The organism is Streptomyces sp. NPDC126497 (genome assembly GCF_040302425.1).
GTDB lineage: Bacteria > Actinomycetota > Actinomycetes > Streptomycetales > Streptomycetaceae > Streptomyces.
On record NZ_JBEORT010000129.1, the window covers coordinates 1 to 17,482 of the forward strand.

Consider the following 17,482-nt stretch of genomic DNA (forward strand, 5'->3'; position numbering starts at 1 on the left):
GGGGGTGGCGGCCGGGGTGGGGCGGGGCGGCCGGACCGGTGCGGGGGCGGAGGGCGCGGGCCGGAAGGTGGACGAGGTGAGACCGCGCCGGGGCAGCGCCTCGCAGGCCACTGCGTCGTCCGGACCCGGGTCCTCGTCGAGCCGGTGCGGATCGCTGCGGTCCGTGTCGAAGAAGGCCTGCGCGTCCTCCTGGTAGGTGAAGTCGCCGCAGTCCAGGTCCTGGGCGCGAGCGGGGTCGGCCAACGGCACGATCGCGCAGAGCGCGATCAGCGTGCCCATGGCACCGGTGCGACGGAGCATGGAGCGCCTCCTTCCGGCCGCGGGTGGCTCACGTCCTGACGCTAGGGGCCGCCCGGCGCGAGGGCGCGCAGCGGTGGGCCGATCGGGTGCTGCGCGCGGACGCCGGGCGCGCGACGGCCGCAGCGGGCGCAAGGGGGCCCCGCGCGGGGAATGGATCACACACGCGCGGTGTGCCGTTGACACCGGGTGCCAGGGCTTCTAGCGTCACGTCTGCTGAAGGTACTAAGCGGTCGCTCACCGATTCGGGTCCGACCGCAGGAGCCGCATCCCAAGCGCGAGGAGAAGCAGCAATGTCCACCACTGAGCAGCGGGTCGCGGTCGTCACCGGCGCCGCGCGCGGCATCGGCGCCGCCACCGCCGTACGACTGGCCGCCGAGGGCCGTGCGGTCGCCGTGATCGACCTCGACGAGGCCGCCTGCAAGGACACCGTCGAAAAGATCACCGCCGCCGGTGGCAAGGCGCTCGCGGTCGGCTGCGACGTCTCCGACGAGGCACAGGTCGAGGCGGCCGTCGCGCGCATCGCCGAGGAGCTCGGCGCACCCACGATCCTCGTCAACAACGCGGGCGTGCTGCGCGACAACCTGCTGTTCAAGATGAGCGTCTCCGACTGGGACACCGTCATGAACGTGCACCTGCGCGGCGCCTTCCTGATGTCGAAGGCCTGTCAGAAGCACATGGTGGACGCCGGCTTCGGACGGATCGTCAACCTGTCCTCCTCCTCCGCGCTCGGCAACCGCGGCCAGGTCAACTACTCGGCGGCCAAGGCCGGCCTCCAGGGCTTCACCAAGACCCTGGCCAAGGAGCTCGGCAAGTTCGGCGTCACCGCCAACGCCGTCGCCCCCGGCTTCATCGCCACCGAGATGACCAAGGCCACCGCCGACCGCGTCGGCATGGGCTTCGAGGACTTCAAGGCCGCCGCCGCCACCCAGATCCCGGTCGCCCGCGTCGGCGAGCCCGAGGACATCGCCAACGCGATCGCCTTCTTCACCGGTGAGGCGGCCGGCTTCGTCTCCGGACAGGTGCTGTACGTCGCCGGCGGACCGCTCGACTAGGGAGACCGGGAACATGACCGCTGTGGAACTCTCGGGCAAGGTCGCCCTGATCACCGGCGCCAGCCGCGGCATCGGCTACGGCGTCGCCGAGGCCCTCGTCGCGCGCGGCGACCGGGTCTGCATCACCGGCCGGGGCGAGGACGCCCTCAAGGAGGCCGTCGAGAGGCTCGGTCCCGACCGGGCCGTGTACGTCGCCGGCAAGGCGCACGACGAGGCCCACCAGGCCGTCGCCGTCGAGCGCGCCATGGAGGCCTTCGGCCGGGTCGACTACCTGGTCAACAACGCCGGCACCAACCCGGTGTTCGGGCCGATCGCCGACCTCGACCTGAACGTGGCGCGCAAGGTGTTCGAGACCAACGTGATCTCGGCGCTCGGCTTCGCGCAGAAGACCTGGCACGCCTGGCAGAAGGACAACGGCGGCGCGATCGTCAACATCGCCTCCGTCGCGGGCCTCGCGCCCTCGCCGTTCATCGCCGCCTACGGCGTCAGCAAGGCCGCGCTGATCAACCTGACCCAGCAGCTGGCGCACGAGTTCGCGCCCAAGGTGCGGGTCAACGCCATCGCCCCGGCCGTGGTGAAGACCAAGTTCGCGCAGGCGCTGTACGAGGGCCGGGAGGAGGAGGCCGCGGCCGGCTACCCGCTGGGCCGGCTCGGCGTGCCCTCCGACATCGGCGGCGCCGCCGCGTTCCTCACCTCGGACCAGTCGGACTGGGTCACCGGTCAGACCCTGGTCGTCGACGGCGGCGTCTTCCTGAACGCCGGCGTCGCCTGAACCCGGCGCCCCGCGCGGGGCGGTTCCGCGCGCCGCGCGGGTGACGCGAGTGCCCGCGCGGCGCCGCTGTCCGACGATCCGGCACGGGCGTCCGTCGACGAAAACGGCGCCCGTGCCGGCGTATCGGGGCCGCGACGGTGCGTGACAACGTAGTCATCGGGGAGTCGATCTCAAGGGCCGCACAGAAGGGGTCAACGGGGCGAGCACTGCGGTATGGTCTGCCAACTCTTGGGACGGCGGATCGAGGAGCGTGCGCGTGTTCAACCGGAACCGATGCCTGCGGCGGGTGGCGGCCATCGCGTCCATATCGTCCTTGGTGACCGGATGCGGCGTCCTGTCGTCCGAGTCCTCGGACGACGAGGGACCCATCGTCGTGGGAACCACCAGTTCGCCCAGTACGCTGGATCCCGCCGCCTCCTGGGACAGTTCCTGGGAGCTGTTCCGCAACATCTACCAGACCCTGCTGAGTTACCCGGTGGGCGCGAGCACCCCGCAGCCGGACGCAGCCCGGAGCTGCGGGTTCTCCGACAGCACCAACCGGGTCTTCCGCTGCGAACTGCGCGAGGGGCTGACGTTCTCCGACGGCAGCGCCCTCGACGCCAAGGCCGTCAAGCACTCCATCGACCGGATCCGGCGGATCGACGTCAACAGCGGCCCGGCCGGCCTGCTGGGCAGTCTCGAACGGGTGCAGGCGCCCAGCGAGCGCGAGGTCGTCTTCCACCTCAACAAGCCGGACGCCACCTTCCCGTTCGTGCTCGCCACCCCGGCGATGTCCATCGTCGACCCCGACGCCTACCCGGCCGACGCCCTGCGCGAGGACGACGGCGTCGTCGGCTCGGGCCCCTACACGCTCCGGTCGTACAAGGAGGGCGAGGAGGCCGAACTCGCCCGCAACGAGCGCTACAAGGGTTTCGCCGAGCACCGCAACGACGCGGTGACCATCCGCTACTTCCAGGACTCCGGCACCATGGTCGAGGCGTTGCGGGACGACCGGATCGACCTCACCTACCGCGGTCTGGCGGCGGGCGACATCATCGACCTCCAGGGCAAGACCTCCAAGGAGGAGGAGCTCCAGCTGATCGACGGCACCGGCACGGACATCAACTACCTGGTGTTCAACCCGAAGGACCCGTGGGCCGGCAAGAGGGAGGTGCGCCGGGCCGTCGCCCAGATCGTCGACCGCGCGGCGATCGCGCACAAGGTCTACAAGGACACCGTCGACCCGCTGTACTCCATGGTTCCCAAGGGCCTGACCGGGCACACCACCGGCTTCTTCGACGACTACGGCGAGCCCAGCGTGTCCAAGGCCCGGCGGATCCTCACCGGGGCCGGGATCACCGAGCCGGTCCCGCTGACCCTCTGGTACACCACGGACCGCTACGGCTCCGAGACCGCCCTGGAGTTCAAGGAGCTCGAGCGCCAGCTGGAGGCGTCGAAGCTGTTCGACGTCACGCTCAGGAGCCGCCCCTGGAAGACGTACGTCGAGGGCTACCAGAAGGGCGAGTACCCGGTGTTCGGACGCGGCTGGTTCCCCGACTTCCCGGACGCGGACAACTTCATCGCCCCGTTCGTCGGCAAGCAGAACGCGCTCGGCACGCCCTACGAGGCGACCGAGATCACGACCCGGCTGCTGCCCGGATCCCGCCGGGAGAGCGACCGCGGCAACGTGGTGAAGCAGTTCGAGGAGGCGCAGCGGATCCTGGCCGACGACGCGCGGCTGCTGCCGCTGTGGCAGGGCCGGCAGCACGTGGCGGCCAGCCGGGACATCTCCGGCGCGGAACGGGCGCTGGACCCGTCCACGATCATGATGGTCTGGGAACTCTCCCGGAAGACCAGCTGGTAGGGCCGGGCACGGCCGTTCGCCGGGCCGGTTGTCAGTGGTCGCCTGTAGGTTCTGTGTCCTGGAAGCGACCGCACACGTAAGGACATCGACGTGACCGACACCGCCATGCTGCCCGAGTCCTGGCGCGGGGTTCTGGGCGACGAGCTGCAGCAGCCCTACTTCGAGGAGCTGACCGCGTTCGTCGAGGAGGAGCGGGCGAACGGTCCGGTCTACCCGCCCCGCGAGGAGGTCTTCGCGGCGCTGGACGCCACGCCGTACGACAAGGTGAAGGTCCTGATCCTGGGTCAGGACCCCTACCACGGCGAGGGCCAGGGGCACGGCCTGTGCTTCTCCGTCCGCCCGGGGGTGAGGATCCCCCCGTCCCTGCGCAACATCTACAAGGAGATGCACGCCGAGCTGGGCACGCCCATCCCGGACAACGGCTATCTGATGCCGTGGGCCGAGCAGGGCGTGCTGCTGCTCAACGCGGTGCTCACGGTCCGCGCGGGTGAGGCCAACTCGCACAAGGGGCGGGGCTGGGAGCGCTTCACCGACGCGGTGATCCGCGCGGTGGCGGACCGCCCCGACCCGGCGGTCTTCGTGCTGTGGGGCAACTACGCGCAGAAGAAGCTGCCGCTGATCGACGAGAGCCGCCACGTGGTGGTCAAGGGCGCGCACCCCTCGCCGCTGTCGGCGAAGAAGTTCTTCGGCTCCCGCCCCTTCACGCAGATCAACGAGGCGGTGGCGGCACAGGGCCACGAGCCGATCGACTGGACCATCCCGAACGTGGGCTGACCCCGCCCCGCCGGGTGCGGACCGCTTCGCCGGCCCCCGCACCCGGTCCGCGCGAGGCGCCGCGGAGCGGCTTGTCCGGTATCGCCCCCGCCGGCGGCTAGCGTCGGGGGGCGACAGCCGGCGAGCGGTGCGGAGGACGTGATGGCGGAGCGACGGGAGCGTGCGGCACCGGACACCGTGCCGACGAGGATCGGTCAGGTCGTGATGCTGCACCACGCGGGGGACCGCGAGGAGGCCCGGCACCGATTCCTCGGCCTGTGGGCGGAGCTCGGCGAGCACGGGGACCCGCTGTACCGCTGCACCCTGGCCCACTACCTCGCCGACACACAGGACGACCCCGAGGAGGAACTGGCCTGGGACCTGCGGGCGCTGACGGCGGCCGAGGAGGCCGCGGGCGGCCGCGCCGGCGCGTGCGAGGGGTCCCTCGCCGTGCGCGCGCTCTACCCGTCGCTGCAGCTGAACCTGGCCGCCGACTACGCCCGCCTCGGCCGCCCCGACGCCGCCCGCGCCCATCTCCACCGGGCCCGGGGCGCCGCCCGCGCCCTGGCCGACGACCGCTACGGCGAGGGCGTACGGGACGCCATCCGGCGGTTGGAGGCCCTGCTGGACGGGGGCCGGGCGCCCGAGGGCCGGGAGCCACCGGGACAGCGTCCCTAGCACCGGTCCCCGTGCCCCGTCGGCCGGTTCAGCGCCCGTAGGTCTCCTCGCAGATGACCCACTCCGGGCTGCCCGGGCGCCAGCCGCCGTACTGCTTGCCCAGGGCGCAGAGCTTCGCTCTGTCGGAGGGGGCACGGCGCACCGGGTCCGGTGTGTCGGGGAGGCGCGTCGCGGGACGGCGCGGCAGGCCGTCCCCGCCGGTCCCGGGACGGGCCCGCCCGGTCCGGTCGTCGGGCGGCGCCTTCCGCTCCGGCGTGCTCCGGGGAGCGGCACGGTGCGAGGGGGACGCGGGCGTCCTCGAGGGCCGGGACGGACCGATCATCTCCAGGGCCTCGCGCGCGGGTGCCTGCACGACCTCCGTCTCGTTCCCCCCGACCGGGCGTGGCCCGATCCCCTGGGACGGTGTGGTCGCCGGTCCGGGGGCGAGGGGGCGCTGGACCGTCACACAGCCCGAGAGAGCCGCGAGGGCGACGGTCACCAGAAGCGTTGCTGTGGTCGTCGTTCGATGCACCCGCGCCACTCTGCTGGCTCCGGACGCCCGGAGGGGACCGGACCGGCACGGTGTGCCCCGCACGGGTGATCTCCCGCCCCGTACGGAGGCCCCGCCGGGGCCGTGGGTGACGTCATTCGCCGGTGGCGCCGTCGATCCGTTCGCGGATCAGATCGGCGTGGCCGTTGTGACGCGCGTACTCCTCGATCATGTGGGTGTAGATCCAGCGCAGGCTGTACGGATCCGCGCTGGACCGGTGGCGGCCCCGGGACGGATCGTCGAGGGCGAAGCCGGCCGCGTTGCTCCGCGCGGCGGCGATCTCGGCCTGCCAGGTGCCGTACGCCTCCTGCCAGGTGTCCGCCCCGGTGAGGCGGAAGTCGCCGTCCGGGTCGGCCTCGCTGCGGTAGAGGGGACCGGCGTCCTCGTCCGCGAGCACCCTGCGGAACCAGCCGCGCTCCACTTCAGACATGTGCCGCACCAGGCCCATCAGGGACAGGTCCGAGGGCGGCACCGACGCGGTGCGCAGCTGCTCGTCGGTCAGTCCTTCGCACTTGCGGGCGAGGGTGGCGCGGTGGTGGTCGAGCCACCCCTCCAGCATGGAGCGTTCGTCGGCGTCGTGGGCGGGTTCGGTGCGCTCGGTCGTCATGCCCTCCATCCTGGCCCGGCGCTGATCCACTTCACCAGGGTTCTTCGGCCCCGAGCATTCCGGCCAGCAGTTCCTCCAGGCCCGAGCGGACCTCGGCGAGGTCCGGCACGCGCGCGCTGAACGAGCCGGCCACGCAGGAGAACATCAGGCCGTCCGCCCAGGCGATCAGCGACAGCGAGTGACGCTCGGGGTCCGTGGAACCGAGCCCGGTGACGAGGGCGGTCAGCCGATCGCGGAACCGGGCGCCGGCCGCGTCGAAGTAGGCCCGCAGCTCGGGGCGGCGAGTGGCCTCCAGGGCCAGCTCGTAGCGGGCGAGGGTCAGCTCCCGGTTGCCGGTCAGCGCGCGGTGGGCGGCCAGTGCGAGGGCGTCCACCAGGGCGCCGGCGCCGGCCCGCGGATCGGGCATCTCGTGCAGTGCGAGCACCCGCGCCTCCCGTTCGGCGAGCCGTCGCACCGCCAGTTCCAGCAGGGACTGCCGGGTGCGTGCCAGGTTCGAGGTGGACCCCTGGGGGAGTCCGGCCGCCTCGTCGACCGCCCGGTGGGTGAGGCCGCGCATCCCGCGCTCGGCGAGCAGGGCGAGGGCGGCGTCGGCGACGAGATCGGCACGGGCGGCGCCCGGGGTGCGTACGGACATGGAGGTCAAACTACCCGGCTCACTACGGCTGTAGTACGTTGGACCCGGAGTGCACTACGGATGTAGTTCCGCACGTGCCGCGCGTGCGGTCCCCGGCAGGAGGAGGAGCCATGGCAGGCATCGAGCGGGCGGTCGTGATCGGCGGCGGGATCGGCGGCCTGACCGCGGCCGTCGCCCTGCACCGGCGCGGTGCGCGGGTGACGGTGCTGGAGCGGGCCGGGTCCCTGGAACCGGTCGGCGCCGCCATCTCCCTGTCGCCCAACGCGCTCCGTGCGCTGGACGTCATCGGGCTCGGCGACGACGTCCGCGCCCTGTCGGCCTGGCAGGGCGACGGCGGGCTGCGCGCGCCCGGCGGCCGGTGGCTGGCCCGCACCAGCGCCACGGCGGCGGCCGAGCGCTTCGGCGGGCCGCTCGTCCTGCTCCACCGCGCCACCCTCATCGGCCACCTGGCCGCGCGACTCCCGTCCGGCGCCGTCCGCACGGGCACCGCGGCCCGCCTCCTCGACCCCGGCGCCCCGGGCCGCCCCGCCAGGATCGGCACCCCGGCCGGCGACCTGGAGGCCGATCTGGTGGTGGCCGCCGACGGCATCCGCTCCGCCGTGCGCCGCGACCTCTTCCCCGGTCACCCCGGGCCGGTGTACTCCGGTTTCACCACCTGGCGACTGGTGATCCCCCTGCCCGGCGTGGAGTTCGCCTCGCACGAGACCTGGGGCCGGGGCCGCATCTGGGGCACGCACCCGCTCAAGGACGGCCGCGTCTACGCGTACGCGGCCGCACTGGCGCCTCCCGGCGAGCACGCCCGGGACGACGAGCGGGCCGAACTGCTCCGGCTCTACGGCGACTGGCACACCCCCGTCCCCGAGGTGCTGGCGGCCGCCCGCCCCGAGGACGTGCTCCGCCACGACGTCCACCACATCGCCGAACCGCTGCCCGCGTTCCACCGCGGCCGGGTGGCCCTGGTCGGCGACGCCGCGCACGCCATGCCGCCGACCCTCGGCCAGGGCGGCAACCAGGCGATCGAGGACGCGGTCACCCTCGCCCACCACGCCGGCGACCTGCCCGCCTACACCGCGGCCCGGCTGCCCCGCACCACCGCCATCGCCCGCCGGGCGGTGCGGGTGGCCCGCCTCAACATGGGGACCGGGCGCGTCGGCGCCGCCGTACGCGACAACGCGCTCGCCGCGCTGTCGAAGGCCGCTCCCGCGCTGCTCCTGCGCGGTTTCGAGGGAATCGCCGACTGGCACCCGCCGCAGCGGCCGTATGCTTCCCGGACCACGGCGGGCAAGGGACAGAGGAGCACACACGGTGAAGGTCGGCTGCATCGGACTCGGTGACATCGCGCAGAAGGCCTACCTCCCGGTGCTCGCCCACCGGCCCGAGGTGGAGCTGCACCTGCAGACCCGCACCCCCGCGACGCTCGAACGGGTCGCCGACGGTCTCCACCTCCCGCCCGGCCGGCGCCACGCGGACCTCGGCTCCCTGCTCGCCCAGGACCTCGACGCGGCCTTCGTGCACGCGCCGACCGAGGTCCACCCGCAGACCGTCACCCGGCTCCTGGAAGCGGGCGTGCCGACGTACGTCGACAAGCCGCTCGCCTACGAACTGGCCGACTCCGAGCGGCTGGTGGCGCTCGCCGAGGAACGCGGCACGAGCCTCGCCGTCGGCTTCAACCGGCGCTTCGCCCCCGGCTACGTCCAGTGCGCCGACCATCCGCGCGAGCTGATCCTCATGCAGAAGAACCGCGTCGGGCTGCCCGAGCAGCCCCGCACGACGATCCTCGACGACTTCATCCACGTCGTCGACACCCTGCGCTTCCTGGTGCCCGGCACGGTCGACGACGTGACCGTGCGCGCCCGCACCGAGGACGGGCTGCTGCACCACGTGGTGCTCCAGCTCTCCGGGGACGGCTTCACCGCGCTCGGCGTGATGAACCGCCTCAGCGGTTCCGCCGAGGAGGTCCTGGAGGTCTCCGGACAGGACACCAAGCGGCAGGTGGTCAACCTCTCGGAGGTGATCGACCACAAGGGACAGCCCACCGTGCGACGGCGCGGCGACTGGGTCCCGGTGTCGCGGCAGCGCGGCATCGAGCAGGCGGTGCTCGCCTTCCTGGACGCGGTGCGCGCGGGCACGGTGCTCAGTGCCCGGGACGCACTGGCGACCCATGAGCTGTGCGAGCGGGTTCTGCGAGAGATCCACGAGCGCCCCGCCTGACGCGTACCGCCTCGGTGACGCCCCAGCCCCCGAGGACCAGCAGCGCCGCGTGCAGCGGCCAGTCGCCGAAGCGGACGTAGGGCGTGGCGCCGTGCGCCAGCGGCACCTCGTACACCCGTGCCGCGGCGGTGCCGGTGCCGAGCCGCGGGCCGACGGGCCCGCCGTCCGGGCCGTAGACGGCGGAGACGCCCGTCAGGGTCGCGTGCACCATCGGACGGCCGGTCTCGGCGGCGCGCAACGCGGCCAGCGAGGCGTGCTGTCCGGGGGCCCAGCTCTGCTGGAACGTCGCGGTGGAGGACTGGGCGAGCAGCACCTTCGCGCCGTCCTCGGCGAGATGCCGGCTCATGTCGGGGAACGCGGACTCGAAGCACACCAGCGGGCCGATCCGCAGCCCGTTCCCCGCGTCCATCACGACCTGCCCGGAGCCCTGCCGGCGGTCCTCGCCGGCCGCCTTGCCGACGGAGGTCGCCCAGCCCAGCAGGGAGCGCGCCGGGATGTACTCACCGAAGGGGACCAGCCGCATCTTGTCGTACCGGTCGCCGGTCGGGCCGTCCGGGCCGATCAGGACCGAACTCTTGTAGATCCCGGGCCGGTCCGACCGCCGGGCGTCCACATTGACCAGGATCCCGGCCCCCGTCCCGCGGGACAGCGCGGCGAGCCGCCGCGCGAGGTCGGGCCGGTCCCCGAGGTCGAAGCCGACGCTGCTCTCGCCCCAGACGATCAGGCCGACGTCCTGCCCGGCGAGCTCGCGGGTGAGCCGTTCCTCACGGTCGAAGCGCCGGTCCGCGCTGTCGGGCCCGGAGACGACTCCCGGCTGCACGAGCGCGATCCGGACCCGGTCGTGGACGTCCGGGCGCGGCGACCAGACCCAGGCGGCGGAGGCGGCCGCGGCCACGGCGACCAGCCCGGCCACGGCCGGCGCGCGCGTCCGCCGGACCGCGGTGAGCACGGCCACGGCGACGTTCAGGGCCACGATCAGGAAGCTCGCCAGCCACACCCCGCCCACCGACACCAGCCGCAGCGCGGCCTCCACCTCCCACTGGCTCGCACCGAGCACGCCCCAGGGGCCGCCGAGCCCCTGCCAGGAGCGGACGAGTTCGATCGCCAGCCACCCCGACGGCACCACGACGAGCGCGGCGGCGACCCGCCCGCGCGAGGGCGCTCCGCCCAGCAGCCGCCGCACCAGCCACCCCCACGGCGCCCACAACGCGCCCAGCAGGGCGGCGATGACGAAGGTGAACACGTGCAGATTCGGCAGCAGCCAGTGGTGCATGGCCAGCATGAAGCCGAACCCGCCGCACCAGCCGTCGCGGGCCGCCCGTCCGCCCGTCGGAGCGGTACGGGCCAGCAGCACCCACGGGACCAGGGCGACGTAGGCGAACCACCACAGGGAAGGGGCGGGAAAGGCCAGGACGGGCAGGGCGCCCGCGACCACGGCGGCGGCCGAGCGCCGCCAGGAGGAAGCGAGCCGGTGACCGAGCGTCTTCATAGGCGCCTCCCTACCCCGTGGTGCCCCGAGTGTGCGTCCCGGGAGCGCTCCGGAACAGTGCCCGCCGGCTCAGCCGATCACACGGACCGGACGTCGTCCGGGGGCGCGGCCGGGCTCCTCCCGCGCCCCGCCCCCGCGACGACGGCGTACGGGCGCGTCTGCGAACCTGGGGCCCTCGTCCCGCGATCTTCGCCCGGAGGTACTCATGAAGCGTCTCGTCACGGTGGTCACCGGTGGCAGCCGGGGCATCGGCGCCGCGATCTGCCTGCGGCTCGCGGCGGAGGGGCACGACGTGGTGGTGAACTGCGTCCGGGACTCCGCGGCCGCCGAGACGGTGGCGGAGGGGGTGCGGGCGGCCGGGGCGCGGGCCGTGACCGTGCGCGCGGACACGTCCGTCGAGGCGGACGTCGAGCGGCTCTTCGAGGTGGCGGAGCGGGAGCTCGGACCGGTGACGGGGCTGGTGAACAACGCGGCGGTCACCGGGCCGCTGGGGCGGTTCACCGAGGTCGGCACGGACGTCCTGCGGCGGGTCGTCGACGTCAACGTCATGGGCACGCTGCTGTGCGCGCGGCGAGCCGCGCAGCTCATGACGCCCCGGGGCGGGGGCGTGATCGTGAACATCTCGTCGGGCGCCGCCACGCTGGGCAGTCCGAACGAGTACGTGCACTACGCGGCCACCAAGGCCGCCGTCGACACCCTGACCCTGGGCCTGGCGAAGGAACTCGGTCCGGACGGCATCCGGGTCAACGCGATCGCCCCGGGTCTGGTCGACACGGAGATGCACGCCGCGATGGGGGCCCCGGACCGGGTCCGGGACATGGCCGGGAGCATTCCGCTGCGGCGGGCGGGACGGGCCGAGGAGATCGCGGCCGCCGTGGCGTGGCTGATGTCGCCGGACGCCTCGTACACCACGGGGACGGTGCTGAGAGTGGCGGGCGGGCGCTGAGCCGTACCGCGCGAGGGGCGGGGGGTCAGGCCGCCTTGACGACCCGGCCGCGGACCGCCGCCGCCCACTCGACCACCAGCAGTTCGTACTGCTCGCGCTCCTGGGCGGACAGGGACCCGCCCGCGCGCAGCCACAGCGCGCGGATCTGCTCGTTGACCTCGGCGGCGGACCGCGCGGAACCAGGGGTCACTAAGTCGGGGGACATGCGGACAAGCCTAGGGCCAGGGACTGACAGTGCGCTACCGGACGACTACGCGCACCGTATGTCTTCGGTCACGTGCCCGGGTCACGTTCCCGCCACCGCGGGCGTGTTCCCGCCCGACGGCGGCGTTCCCCCTCGGGATCAGCCCGCCGACTCCGCCGCGTGCGGGCTGAGGCTGCCCGTGGCGACCAGCGCGAGGATGACGATGCCGAGCGCGACGCGGTACCAGACGAACGGCATGAAGCTCTTGGTCGAGATGAACTTCATGAACCAGGCGATCACCGCGTAGCCGGTGACGAAGGCGATGACCGTCGCGAAGAGCGTCGGTCCCCAGGAGACGTGTCCGCCCTCCGCGGCGTCCTTCAGCTCGAACACGCCGGAGGCCAGCACCGCGGGGATGGCGAGCAGGAAGGAGTAGCGGGCCGCGGCCTCGCGCCGGTAGCCCATGAACAGACCGCCGCTGATGGTGGCGCCGGAGCGGGAGACGCCCGGGATGAGGGCCATGGCCTGGCAGACGCCGTAGATCAGGCCGTCCCTGACGCTCAGGTCCCCGAGTTCCTTGCGCTGCCTGGCCACGCGGTGCCGGCCACCGCTCTCGCTCCGTGCCGCGAGGCGGTCGGCGACGCCGAGCACGACGCCCATGCCGATCAGCATCGCCGCGGTGAGCCGCAGATCACGGAACGGGCCCTCGATCTGGTCCTTGAGCGTCACCCCGAGCACGCCGATCGGGATCGAGCCGACGATGACGAGCCACCCCATGCGCGCGTCCTGGTCGCGGCGCATCCCCTTGTCCGTCAGCGAGCGGGTCCAGGCCGACAGGATCCGGCCGATGTCCTTGCGGAAGTAGATCAGGACCGCGGTCTCCGTGCCGATCTGGGTGATCGCGGTGAAGGCCGCGCCGGGGTCCTCCCAGCCGGAGAAGGCCGCGGTCAGCCGCAGGTGCGCGCTGGAGGAGACGGGCAGGAACTCGGTCAGCCCCTGGACGAGTCCGAGGATGAGTGATTCGAACCAAGACATGAGGTAGCGGAGTCCAAGTGCCGATCGTGGGACGGGCGACGGACGCGCCGCACCGCCGTCAGCGGTGATCGGGCGCGCCGGGGGGGAAGCGTAGCGCCCCAAGATGAACAGGTCCGGTACAGGGGCTTCACGGCTCCCGTCCCCGGCGGGTTCGTTCCTCCGACCGCCGGCCCGGGCCGGCGTGCTCGGCGGCGCCACGGCCCCGGTCCACGCGGTGCGCGGACGCGGCGCCCGCCACGCCCCGCGGCCCCTGTGCGAGGCCGGCGGGCTCGTCGACGCGATGGCGACCGGACGTGTCCGACGCGCCGGCTCACCGCCCGCGCAGCCGGTGCCGCTTGCGCCACGCCACCGCCGCGCCCACCAGACCCGGTACGGCGATGCAGGCCAGCGCGATCAGGAAGGCCGGGGACGTCGGTGTCGAGGCGCGGGCGCCGGCCACGACGTAGGCGGCGGTGTTCGGGACCGAACCGAGCGCCGTCGCCAGCAGGAACGGCGGCAGGCCCATGCGTGAGACGGCGGCACAGTAGTTGGAGGCGGCGAACGGGATGCCCGGGAACAGCCGGGCCGCCAGCATCGAGCGGAAGCCGTGCCGGCTCAGCTGGTCGTCCGCGGCCTTCAGCCAGCGTCCGCGCAACAGCGGACGGAGCGCCTCCTGGCCGAGCGCGCGCCCCAGGCAGAAGGCCAGACCGGCGCCCAGCACCGTACCGCCCACCGCCGCGCCCAGGCCGAGCTGGGTGCCGAACAGCGCGCCCGCGGCGAGGTTCAGCAGCGGGCGCGGCACGAACGCCACCGTGCACACCCCGTAGGCCACCGCGTACGCCGCGACCGCCGCGGCCCCGCCGAGCCGGTCCGGCCAGCCGTCGGTCAGCAGCCGCTGCGGCTCGAGGGCCAGCATCAGCGACGCGGCGGTGAGCAGCAGCGCGACCAGCAGGGACAGCCGTGCCCACGGCGACAGCAGGAGTCTGAGGCAGCGGGCGGCGGGTCCCGTGGCGGGGGCCGGCGGGAGCGGTATCGCGAGGTCCGTGGCGGTGGCCCGGGGAGAGGCCGCGGCGGTGCCCCCAGAGCGGTTGGTGGCATCGAGCATTCGGTGACACTAACCGACACATATGTGTGATCGCCGTAGGGTTCGTCTCATGCGCGTCACAGAAGGCGGTCCGGTGGTGCCGCGGATACCGGGCAGTCGGCTCGCCGACACGGTGCTGGAGCGGCTCACCGCCGCGTACGGGCCGGCGGCCGACCCCGGGCGGGCCGCCGCCATGCGGGCGTACATGAAGGACGTCGCCCCCTTCCTGGGCCTGGCCGCCCCGGTCCGCCGCGCCCTGTCCCGGACCGTCGTGGAAGGGCTGCCCCGGCCCGACGAGGCCGACTGCGCGGCCGTCGCCCTGCGCTGCTGGGAGTTGCCCGAGCGCGAGTACCGGTACTTCGCCGTGGACTACCTGCGCCGCCACGTGCGGCACTGTTCCTCCGGCTTCCTGCCCGTCGCCCGCCGCCTCGTCACCACGGACCCCTGGTGGGACACGGTCGACCTGCTCGCCGCGCACGTCGTCGGGGCGCTGGTCGCCGCCGATCCGCGGCTCGCCGCCGAGATGGACGAGTGGATCGGCGACGACGACCTGTGGCTCGTCCGCACCGCCCTGCTCCACCAGTTGCGCCACAAGGAGCGCACCGACACCGCGCGCCTCTTCGACCACTGTCTGCGGCGGTCCGGCCACCCGGACTTCTTCGTCCGCAAGGCCATCGGCTGGTGCCTGCGGGAGTACGCCAGGACCGATCCGGACGCCGTGCGGGACTTCCTGGCGCGCGAGCGGGGACGGTTCGCGCCGCTGTCGGTGCGGGAGGCGCTGAGGAACATCGGCGCGTAGCGGCCGGCCTGCGCGCCGCGGAAAACCATTCGACGCGGGGCGGGCCGTCGGCAAGGATCGGCACCATGTTCCGGTACGCCTTCCACCTCGCAGCATCCGCGGTCGCGGATGCCCCGGAGGCTGCCGTTCCCGCTTTCCTCGCCGCAGTCGACGGCGCCCGAAGCTGACCCTCCCCGGATCGCCCGGCGGACCCCCCAGGGGGAGGGTCGGCCAGGTCCCCGGGGTCCCCGTCCCGGCCGCGCGCCGATCCGCCGCGCCCGGGGCCCGCTCACGCACCACCACCGAGAGGCTTCGAGGTACCGCCATGTCCAAGACGGCGTACGTCCGCACCAAACCGCATCTGAACATCGGCACGATGGGCCATGTCGACCACGGCAAGACCACCCTGACCGCCGCCATCACCAAGGTCCTCGCCGAGCGCGGCTCCGGCGGTTTCGTCCCGTTCGACCGCATCGACCGGGCCCCGGAGGAGGTAGCCCGCGGCATCACCATCAACATCGCGCACGTCGAGTACGAGACCGACACCCGGCACTACGCGCACGTCGACATGCCCGGCCACGCCGACTACGTCAAGAACATGGTCACCGGTGCCGCGCAGCTCGACGGGGCGATCCTCGTCGTCTCCGCGCTCGACGGGATCATGCCGCAGACCGCCGAACACGTGCTGCTCGCCCGGCAGGTGGGGGTCGACCACATCGTGGTCGCCCTCAACAAGGCCGACGCCGTCGACGACGGCGAGGACGCCGTGCTGACCGACCTGGTCGAACTGGAGGTCCGCGACCTGCTCTCCGCGCACGGCTACGGCGGCGGGTCCGCGCCCGTCGTGCGGGTCTCCGGCCTGAAGGCGCTGGAGGGCGACCCGCGCTGGACGGCGTCGATCGACGCGCTGCTCGACGCGGTGGACACCTATGTGCCCATGCCCGAGCGGTACCTGGACGCGCCGTTCCTGCTGCCGGTGGAGAACGTGCTCACCATCACCGGCCGGGGCACCGTCGTCACCGGCGCGGTGGAGCGGGGCACGGTCCGCGTCGGCGACCGGGTCGAGGTGCTCGGCGCCGGGGTGGAGACCGTGGTGACCGGCCTGGAGACCTTCGGCAAGCCGATGGAGGAGGCGCAGGCCGGCGACAACGTGGCGCTGCTGCTGCGCGGGGTGCCGCGGGACGCGGTGCGGCGCGGACACGTGGTGGCCGCGCCGGGCAGCGTGGCGCCGAGCCGGCGCTTCACCGCGCAGGTGTACGTGCTGTCGGCCCGCGAGGGCGGCCGTACGACACCGGTGTCGACCGGGTACCGGCCGCAGTTCTACATCCGCACGGCGGACGTCGTGGGCGACGTCGACCTCGGTGAGGCGGCGGTGGCGCGGCCCGGGGAGACGGTCACCATGACCGTGGAACTGGGGCGCGAGGTACCGCTGGAGGCCGGGCTCGGCTTCGCCGTCCGTGAGGGCGGCCGCACGGTCGGCGCCGGCACGGTGACGGAGGTCGGCTGAGCGAAGGCCGGCCGCCCGTTCCCGCACAGGGGGCGGGCGGCCGGCCGTGCGGGCGACGGCACACAATGGGACGGTGAGCGAGCCCATCCCCGTGACCCGCGCCGTCGATCACGGCACCGCCAAGCTGATGCCCGACGTGGACCGGGAGCGGGCCTGGCTGCTGACCGTCGACGGGGCGCCGCAGTCGTACGTCGACCTCGACGAGCCGGCCCATCTGGAGTTCGAGTACACCCGGCGGCTCGGCCACGTCCTCGACACCGTGGCGGAACCGGGGAGCCCGCTGGACGCCCTGCACCTCGGCGGCGGGGCGCTCACCCTGCCCCGCTACCTGGCCGCCACCCGTCCCGGCTCCCGGCAGCACGTCGTGGAGTTCGACCGGGGACTGCTGGAACTGGTCGCCGAACACCTGCCCCTCCCCGCCGGCGCCGACGTCACCCTGCACGCGGCGGACGCCCGCGCCTGGCTGGAGTCGGCCCCCGACGACAGCGCGGACGTCCTGGTCGCCGACGTCTTCGGCGGCTCGCGGGTCCCGGCGCACCTGACCTCCGTCGCGTACGCGCAGGAGGCCGCACGCGTCCTGCGGCCCGGCGGGGTCTACCTCGCCAACCTCGCGGACGCGGCCCCGTTCGCCTTCCTCCGCTCCCAGATCGCCACCCTGGCGACGCGGTTCGGGGAACTGGCGCTCATCGCCGAGCCGGGGGTGCTGCGCGGCCGCCGCTTCGGCAACGCGGTCCTGGCCGCCGCCCACCGCCCCCTGGACGTCGCCGCCCTGTCCCGCGTCACCGCCGCCGACGCCTTCCCGGCCCGGGTGGAACACGGGGCCGCGCTGCGGGACTTCGTCCGCGGCGCGCTCCCGGTACGGGACGAGGACGCCGTGCCGTCACCGGTGCCCCCCGCCGGGGCGTTCGGCATCGGCTGACCCGGCGTCCCGGACCGCCGGGGCCGTCCACCGCGCCGGCACCGTCCGCCCCCTTCCGGACGCCCGTGGACGCCGGCGTCCACGGGCCGCTAGGGCCTCTCGTTTGGATCAGGTCGGCCGCGACCGACGGTGCGTCGTGGCCGACCCGAGCGGGGCTTGGTGCGTGCAGATGCAAGGCGGAG

At 73.8% G+C, this 17,482-nt stretch carries 18 protein-coding genes and 1 pseudogene; 11 read left to right on the top strand and 8 right to left on the bottom strand.

From position 1 onward, the window contains the following. Positions 1 to 300: pseudogene (locus tag ABTY20_RS32110) on the bottom strand (excalibur calcium-binding protein); the annotation flags it as partial. Between the two features lie 290 nt (positions 301 to 590). Between ABTY20_RS32110 and fabG the strand changes: the two are divergent. The 5 genes from fabG to ABTY20_RS32135 all read left to right on the top strand — a co-directional run bounded on the left by fabG (position 591) and on the right by ABTY20_RS32135 (position 5,398). Continuing rightward, positions 591 to 1,352, top strand: coding sequence for a 3-oxoacyl-ACP reductase FabG (gene fabG, locus ABTY20_RS32115; protein ID WP_149550533.1), 762 nt, complete (start codon positions 591 to 593; stop codon positions 1,350 to 1,352). 13 nt (positions 1,353 to 1,365) lie between these two features. After that, the gene (locus ABTY20_RS32120) at positions 1,366 to 2,124 is read left to right on the top strand and encodes an SDR family oxidoreductase (protein WP_352000671.1); all 759 of its coding nucleotides are present in this window, start codon (positions 1,366 to 1,368) and stop codon (positions 2,122 to 2,124) included. 256 nt (positions 2,125 to 2,380) lie between these two features. Continuing rightward, positions 2,381 to 3,967 (top strand): ABC transporter substrate-binding protein, encoded by a 1,587-nt coding sequence (locus tag ABTY20_RS32125; RefSeq protein ID WP_352000672.1) that lies wholly within the window; start codon positions 2,381 to 2,383, stop codon positions 3,965 to 3,967. A gap of 90 nt (positions 3,968 to 4,057) precedes the next feature. After that, entirely contained in the window at positions 4,058 to 4,741 is a 684-nt protein-coding gene (ung, locus tag ABTY20_RS32130) for a uracil-DNA glycosylase (RefSeq protein WP_352000673.1), read from the top strand. Between the two features lie 141 nt (positions 4,742 to 4,882). Next, positions 4,883 to 5,398 carry a hypothetical protein gene (locus ABTY20_RS32135; protein WP_352000674.1) on the top strand — a complete coding sequence of 172 codons (516 nt, stop codon included), beginning with the start codon at positions 4,883 to 4,885 and terminating at the stop codon, positions 5,396 to 5,398. Between the two features lie 28 nt (positions 5,399 to 5,426). On the opposite strand, the gene ABTY20_RS32140 is transcribed toward ABTY20_RS32135, so the two are convergent. The 3 genes from ABTY20_RS32140 to ABTY20_RS32150 form a co-directional block, all read right to left on the bottom strand. Beyond that, positions 5,427 to 5,750 (bottom strand): hypothetical protein, encoded by a 324-nt coding sequence (locus ABTY20_RS32140; protein WP_352000675.1) that lies wholly within the window; start codon positions 5,748 to 5,750, stop codon positions 5,427 to 5,429. Between the two features lie 271 nt (positions 5,751 to 6,021). After that, a complete protein-coding gene (locus tag ABTY20_RS32145) occupies positions 6,022 to 6,534 on the bottom strand; it encodes a DinB family protein (RefSeq protein WP_352000676.1) in 513 nt (170 codons plus the stop codon). Positions 6,535 to 6,565: 31 nt separating this feature from the next. Further along, on the bottom strand, positions 6,566 to 7,168 hold the full coding sequence (locus tag ABTY20_RS32150; RefSeq protein ID WP_352000677.1) for a TetR/AcrR family transcriptional regulator: 603 nt from the start codon (positions 7,166 to 7,168) through the stop codon (positions 6,566 to 6,568). Positions 7,169 to 7,278: 110 nt separating this feature from the next. On the opposite strand from ABTY20_RS32150, the gene ABTY20_RS32155 reads away from it, so the two are divergent. Then, positions 7,279 to 8,502 carry an FAD-dependent monooxygenase gene (locus ABTY20_RS32155; RefSeq protein WP_352000678.1) on the top strand — a complete coding sequence of 408 codons (1,224 nt, stop codon included), beginning with the start codon at positions 7,279 to 7,281 and terminating at the stop codon, positions 8,500 to 8,502. Beyond that, positions 8,474 to 9,379, top strand: coding sequence for a Gfo/Idh/MocA family protein (locus tag ABTY20_RS32160; RefSeq protein ID WP_352000679.1), 906 nt, complete (start codon positions 8,474 to 8,476; stop codon positions 9,377 to 9,379). Before ABTY20_RS32155 ends, ABTY20_RS32160 begins: the two co-directional genes overlap by 29 nt. Here the strand turns inward: ABTY20_RS32160 and lnt are convergent. Further along, positions 9,303 to 10,868, bottom strand: a complete 1,566-nt coding sequence (lnt, locus tag ABTY20_RS32165) for an apolipoprotein N-acyltransferase (protein ID WP_352000680.1) — start codon at positions 10,866 to 10,868, stop codon at positions 9,303 to 9,305. The two genes, ABTY20_RS32160 and lnt, sit on opposite strands and share 77 nt — an antisense overlap. A gap of 205 nt (positions 10,869 to 11,073) precedes the next feature. On the opposite strand from lnt, the gene ABTY20_RS32170 reads away from it, so the two are divergent. After that, positions 11,074 to 11,814, top strand: a complete 741-nt coding sequence (locus tag ABTY20_RS32170; protein ID WP_352000681.1) for an SDR family NAD(P)-dependent oxidoreductase — start codon at positions 11,074 to 11,076, stop codon at positions 11,812 to 11,814. Positions 11,815 to 11,839: 25 nt separating this feature from the next. Here ABTY20_RS32170 and ABTY20_RS32175 read toward each other — a convergent pair whose 3' ends face one another. The 3 genes from ABTY20_RS32175 to ABTY20_RS32185 form a co-directional block, all read right to left on the bottom strand. Continuing rightward, positions 11,840 to 12,019, bottom strand: a complete 180-nt coding sequence (locus ABTY20_RS32175) for a hypothetical protein (RefSeq protein WP_352000682.1) — start codon at positions 12,017 to 12,019, stop codon at positions 11,840 to 11,842. A gap of 138 nt (positions 12,020 to 12,157) precedes the next feature. Then, the gene (locus ABTY20_RS32180; protein WP_352000683.1) at positions 12,158 to 13,033 is read right to left on the bottom strand and encodes an undecaprenyl-diphosphate phosphatase; all 876 of its coding nucleotides are present in this window, start codon (positions 13,031 to 13,033) and stop codon (positions 12,158 to 12,160) included. Positions 13,034 to 13,343: 310 nt separating this feature from the next. Then, positions 13,344 to 14,117 (bottom strand): TVP38/TMEM64 family protein, encoded by a 774-nt coding sequence (locus ABTY20_RS32185; RefSeq protein ID WP_352000684.1) that lies wholly within the window; start codon positions 14,115 to 14,117, stop codon positions 13,344 to 13,346. Between the two features lie 49 nt (positions 14,118 to 14,166). Between ABTY20_RS32185 and ABTY20_RS32190 the strand changes: the two genes are divergently transcribed. The 3 genes from ABTY20_RS32190 (at position 14,167) to ABTY20_RS32200 (ending at position 17,300) form a co-directional block, all read left to right on the top strand. Further along, complete coding sequence (locus ABTY20_RS32190) at positions 14,167 to 14,895, top strand: DNA alkylation repair protein (protein ID WP_352000685.1); 729 nt, start codon at positions 14,167 to 14,169, stop codon at positions 14,893 to 14,895. Positions 14,896 to 15,199: 304 nt separating this feature from the next. Then, complete coding sequence (gene tuf, locus ABTY20_RS32195) at positions 15,200 to 16,381, top strand: elongation factor Tu (protein WP_352000686.1); 1,182 nt, start codon at positions 15,200 to 15,202, stop codon at positions 16,379 to 16,381. Positions 16,382 to 16,454: 73 nt separating this feature from the next. After that, positions 16,455 to 17,300: a spermidine synthase gene (locus ABTY20_RS32200; RefSeq protein WP_352000687.1), complete on the top strand. Its 846-nt coding sequence runs from the start codon at positions 16,455 to 16,457 to the stop codon at positions 17,298 to 17,300. Positions 17,301 to 17,482 lie beyond the last annotated feature (182 nt).

Coding starts and splice junctions, on each gene's coding strand:
- fabG (WP_149550533.1), top strand. CDS start 591: ATGTCCACCACTGAGCAGCGGGTCGCGGTCGTCACCGGCGCCGCGCGC.
- ABTY20_RS32120 (WP_352000671.1), top strand. CDS start 1,366: ATGACCGCTGTGGAACTCTCGGGCAAGGTCGCCCTGATCACCGGCGCC.
- ABTY20_RS32135 (WP_352000674.1), top strand. CDS start 4,883: ATGGCGGAGCGACGGGAGCGTGCGGCACCGGACACCGTGCCGACGAGG.
- ABTY20_RS32145 (WP_352000676.1), bottom strand. CDS start 6,534: ATGACGACCGAGCGCACCGAACCCGCCCACGACGCCGACGAACGCTCC.
- ABTY20_RS32150 (WP_352000677.1), bottom strand. CDS start 7,168: ATGTCCGTACGCACCCCGGGCGCCGCCCGTGCCGATCTCGTCGCCGAC.
- ABTY20_RS32155 (WP_352000678.1), top strand. CDS start 7,279: ATGGCAGGCATCGAGCGGGCGGTCGTGATCGGCGGCGGGATCGGCGGC.
- lnt (WP_352000680.1), bottom strand. CDS start 10,868: ATGAAGACGCTCGGTCACCGGCTCGCTTCCTCCTGGCGGCGCTCGGCC.
- ABTY20_RS32170 (WP_352000681.1), top strand. CDS start 11,074: ATGAAGCGTCTCGTCACGGTGGTCACCGGTGGCAGCCGGGGCATCGGC.
- ABTY20_RS32175 (WP_352000682.1), bottom strand. CDS start 12,019: ATGTCCCCCGACTTAGTGACCCCTGGTTCCGCGCGGTCCGCCGCCGAG.
- ABTY20_RS32180 (WP_352000683.1), bottom strand. CDS start 13,033: ATGTCTTGGTTCGAATCACTCATCCTCGGACTCGTCCAGGGGCTGACC.
- ABTY20_RS32185 (WP_352000684.1), bottom strand. CDS start 14,117: ATGCTCGATGCCACCAACCGCTCTGGGGGCACCGCCGCGGCCTCTCCC.
- ABTY20_RS32190 (WP_352000685.1), top strand. CDS start 14,167: ATGCGCGTCACAGAAGGCGGTCCGGTGGTGCCGCGGATACCGGGCAGT.
- tuf (WP_352000686.1), top strand. CDS start 15,200: ATGTCCAAGACGGCGTACGTCCGCACCAAACCGCATCTGAACATCGGC.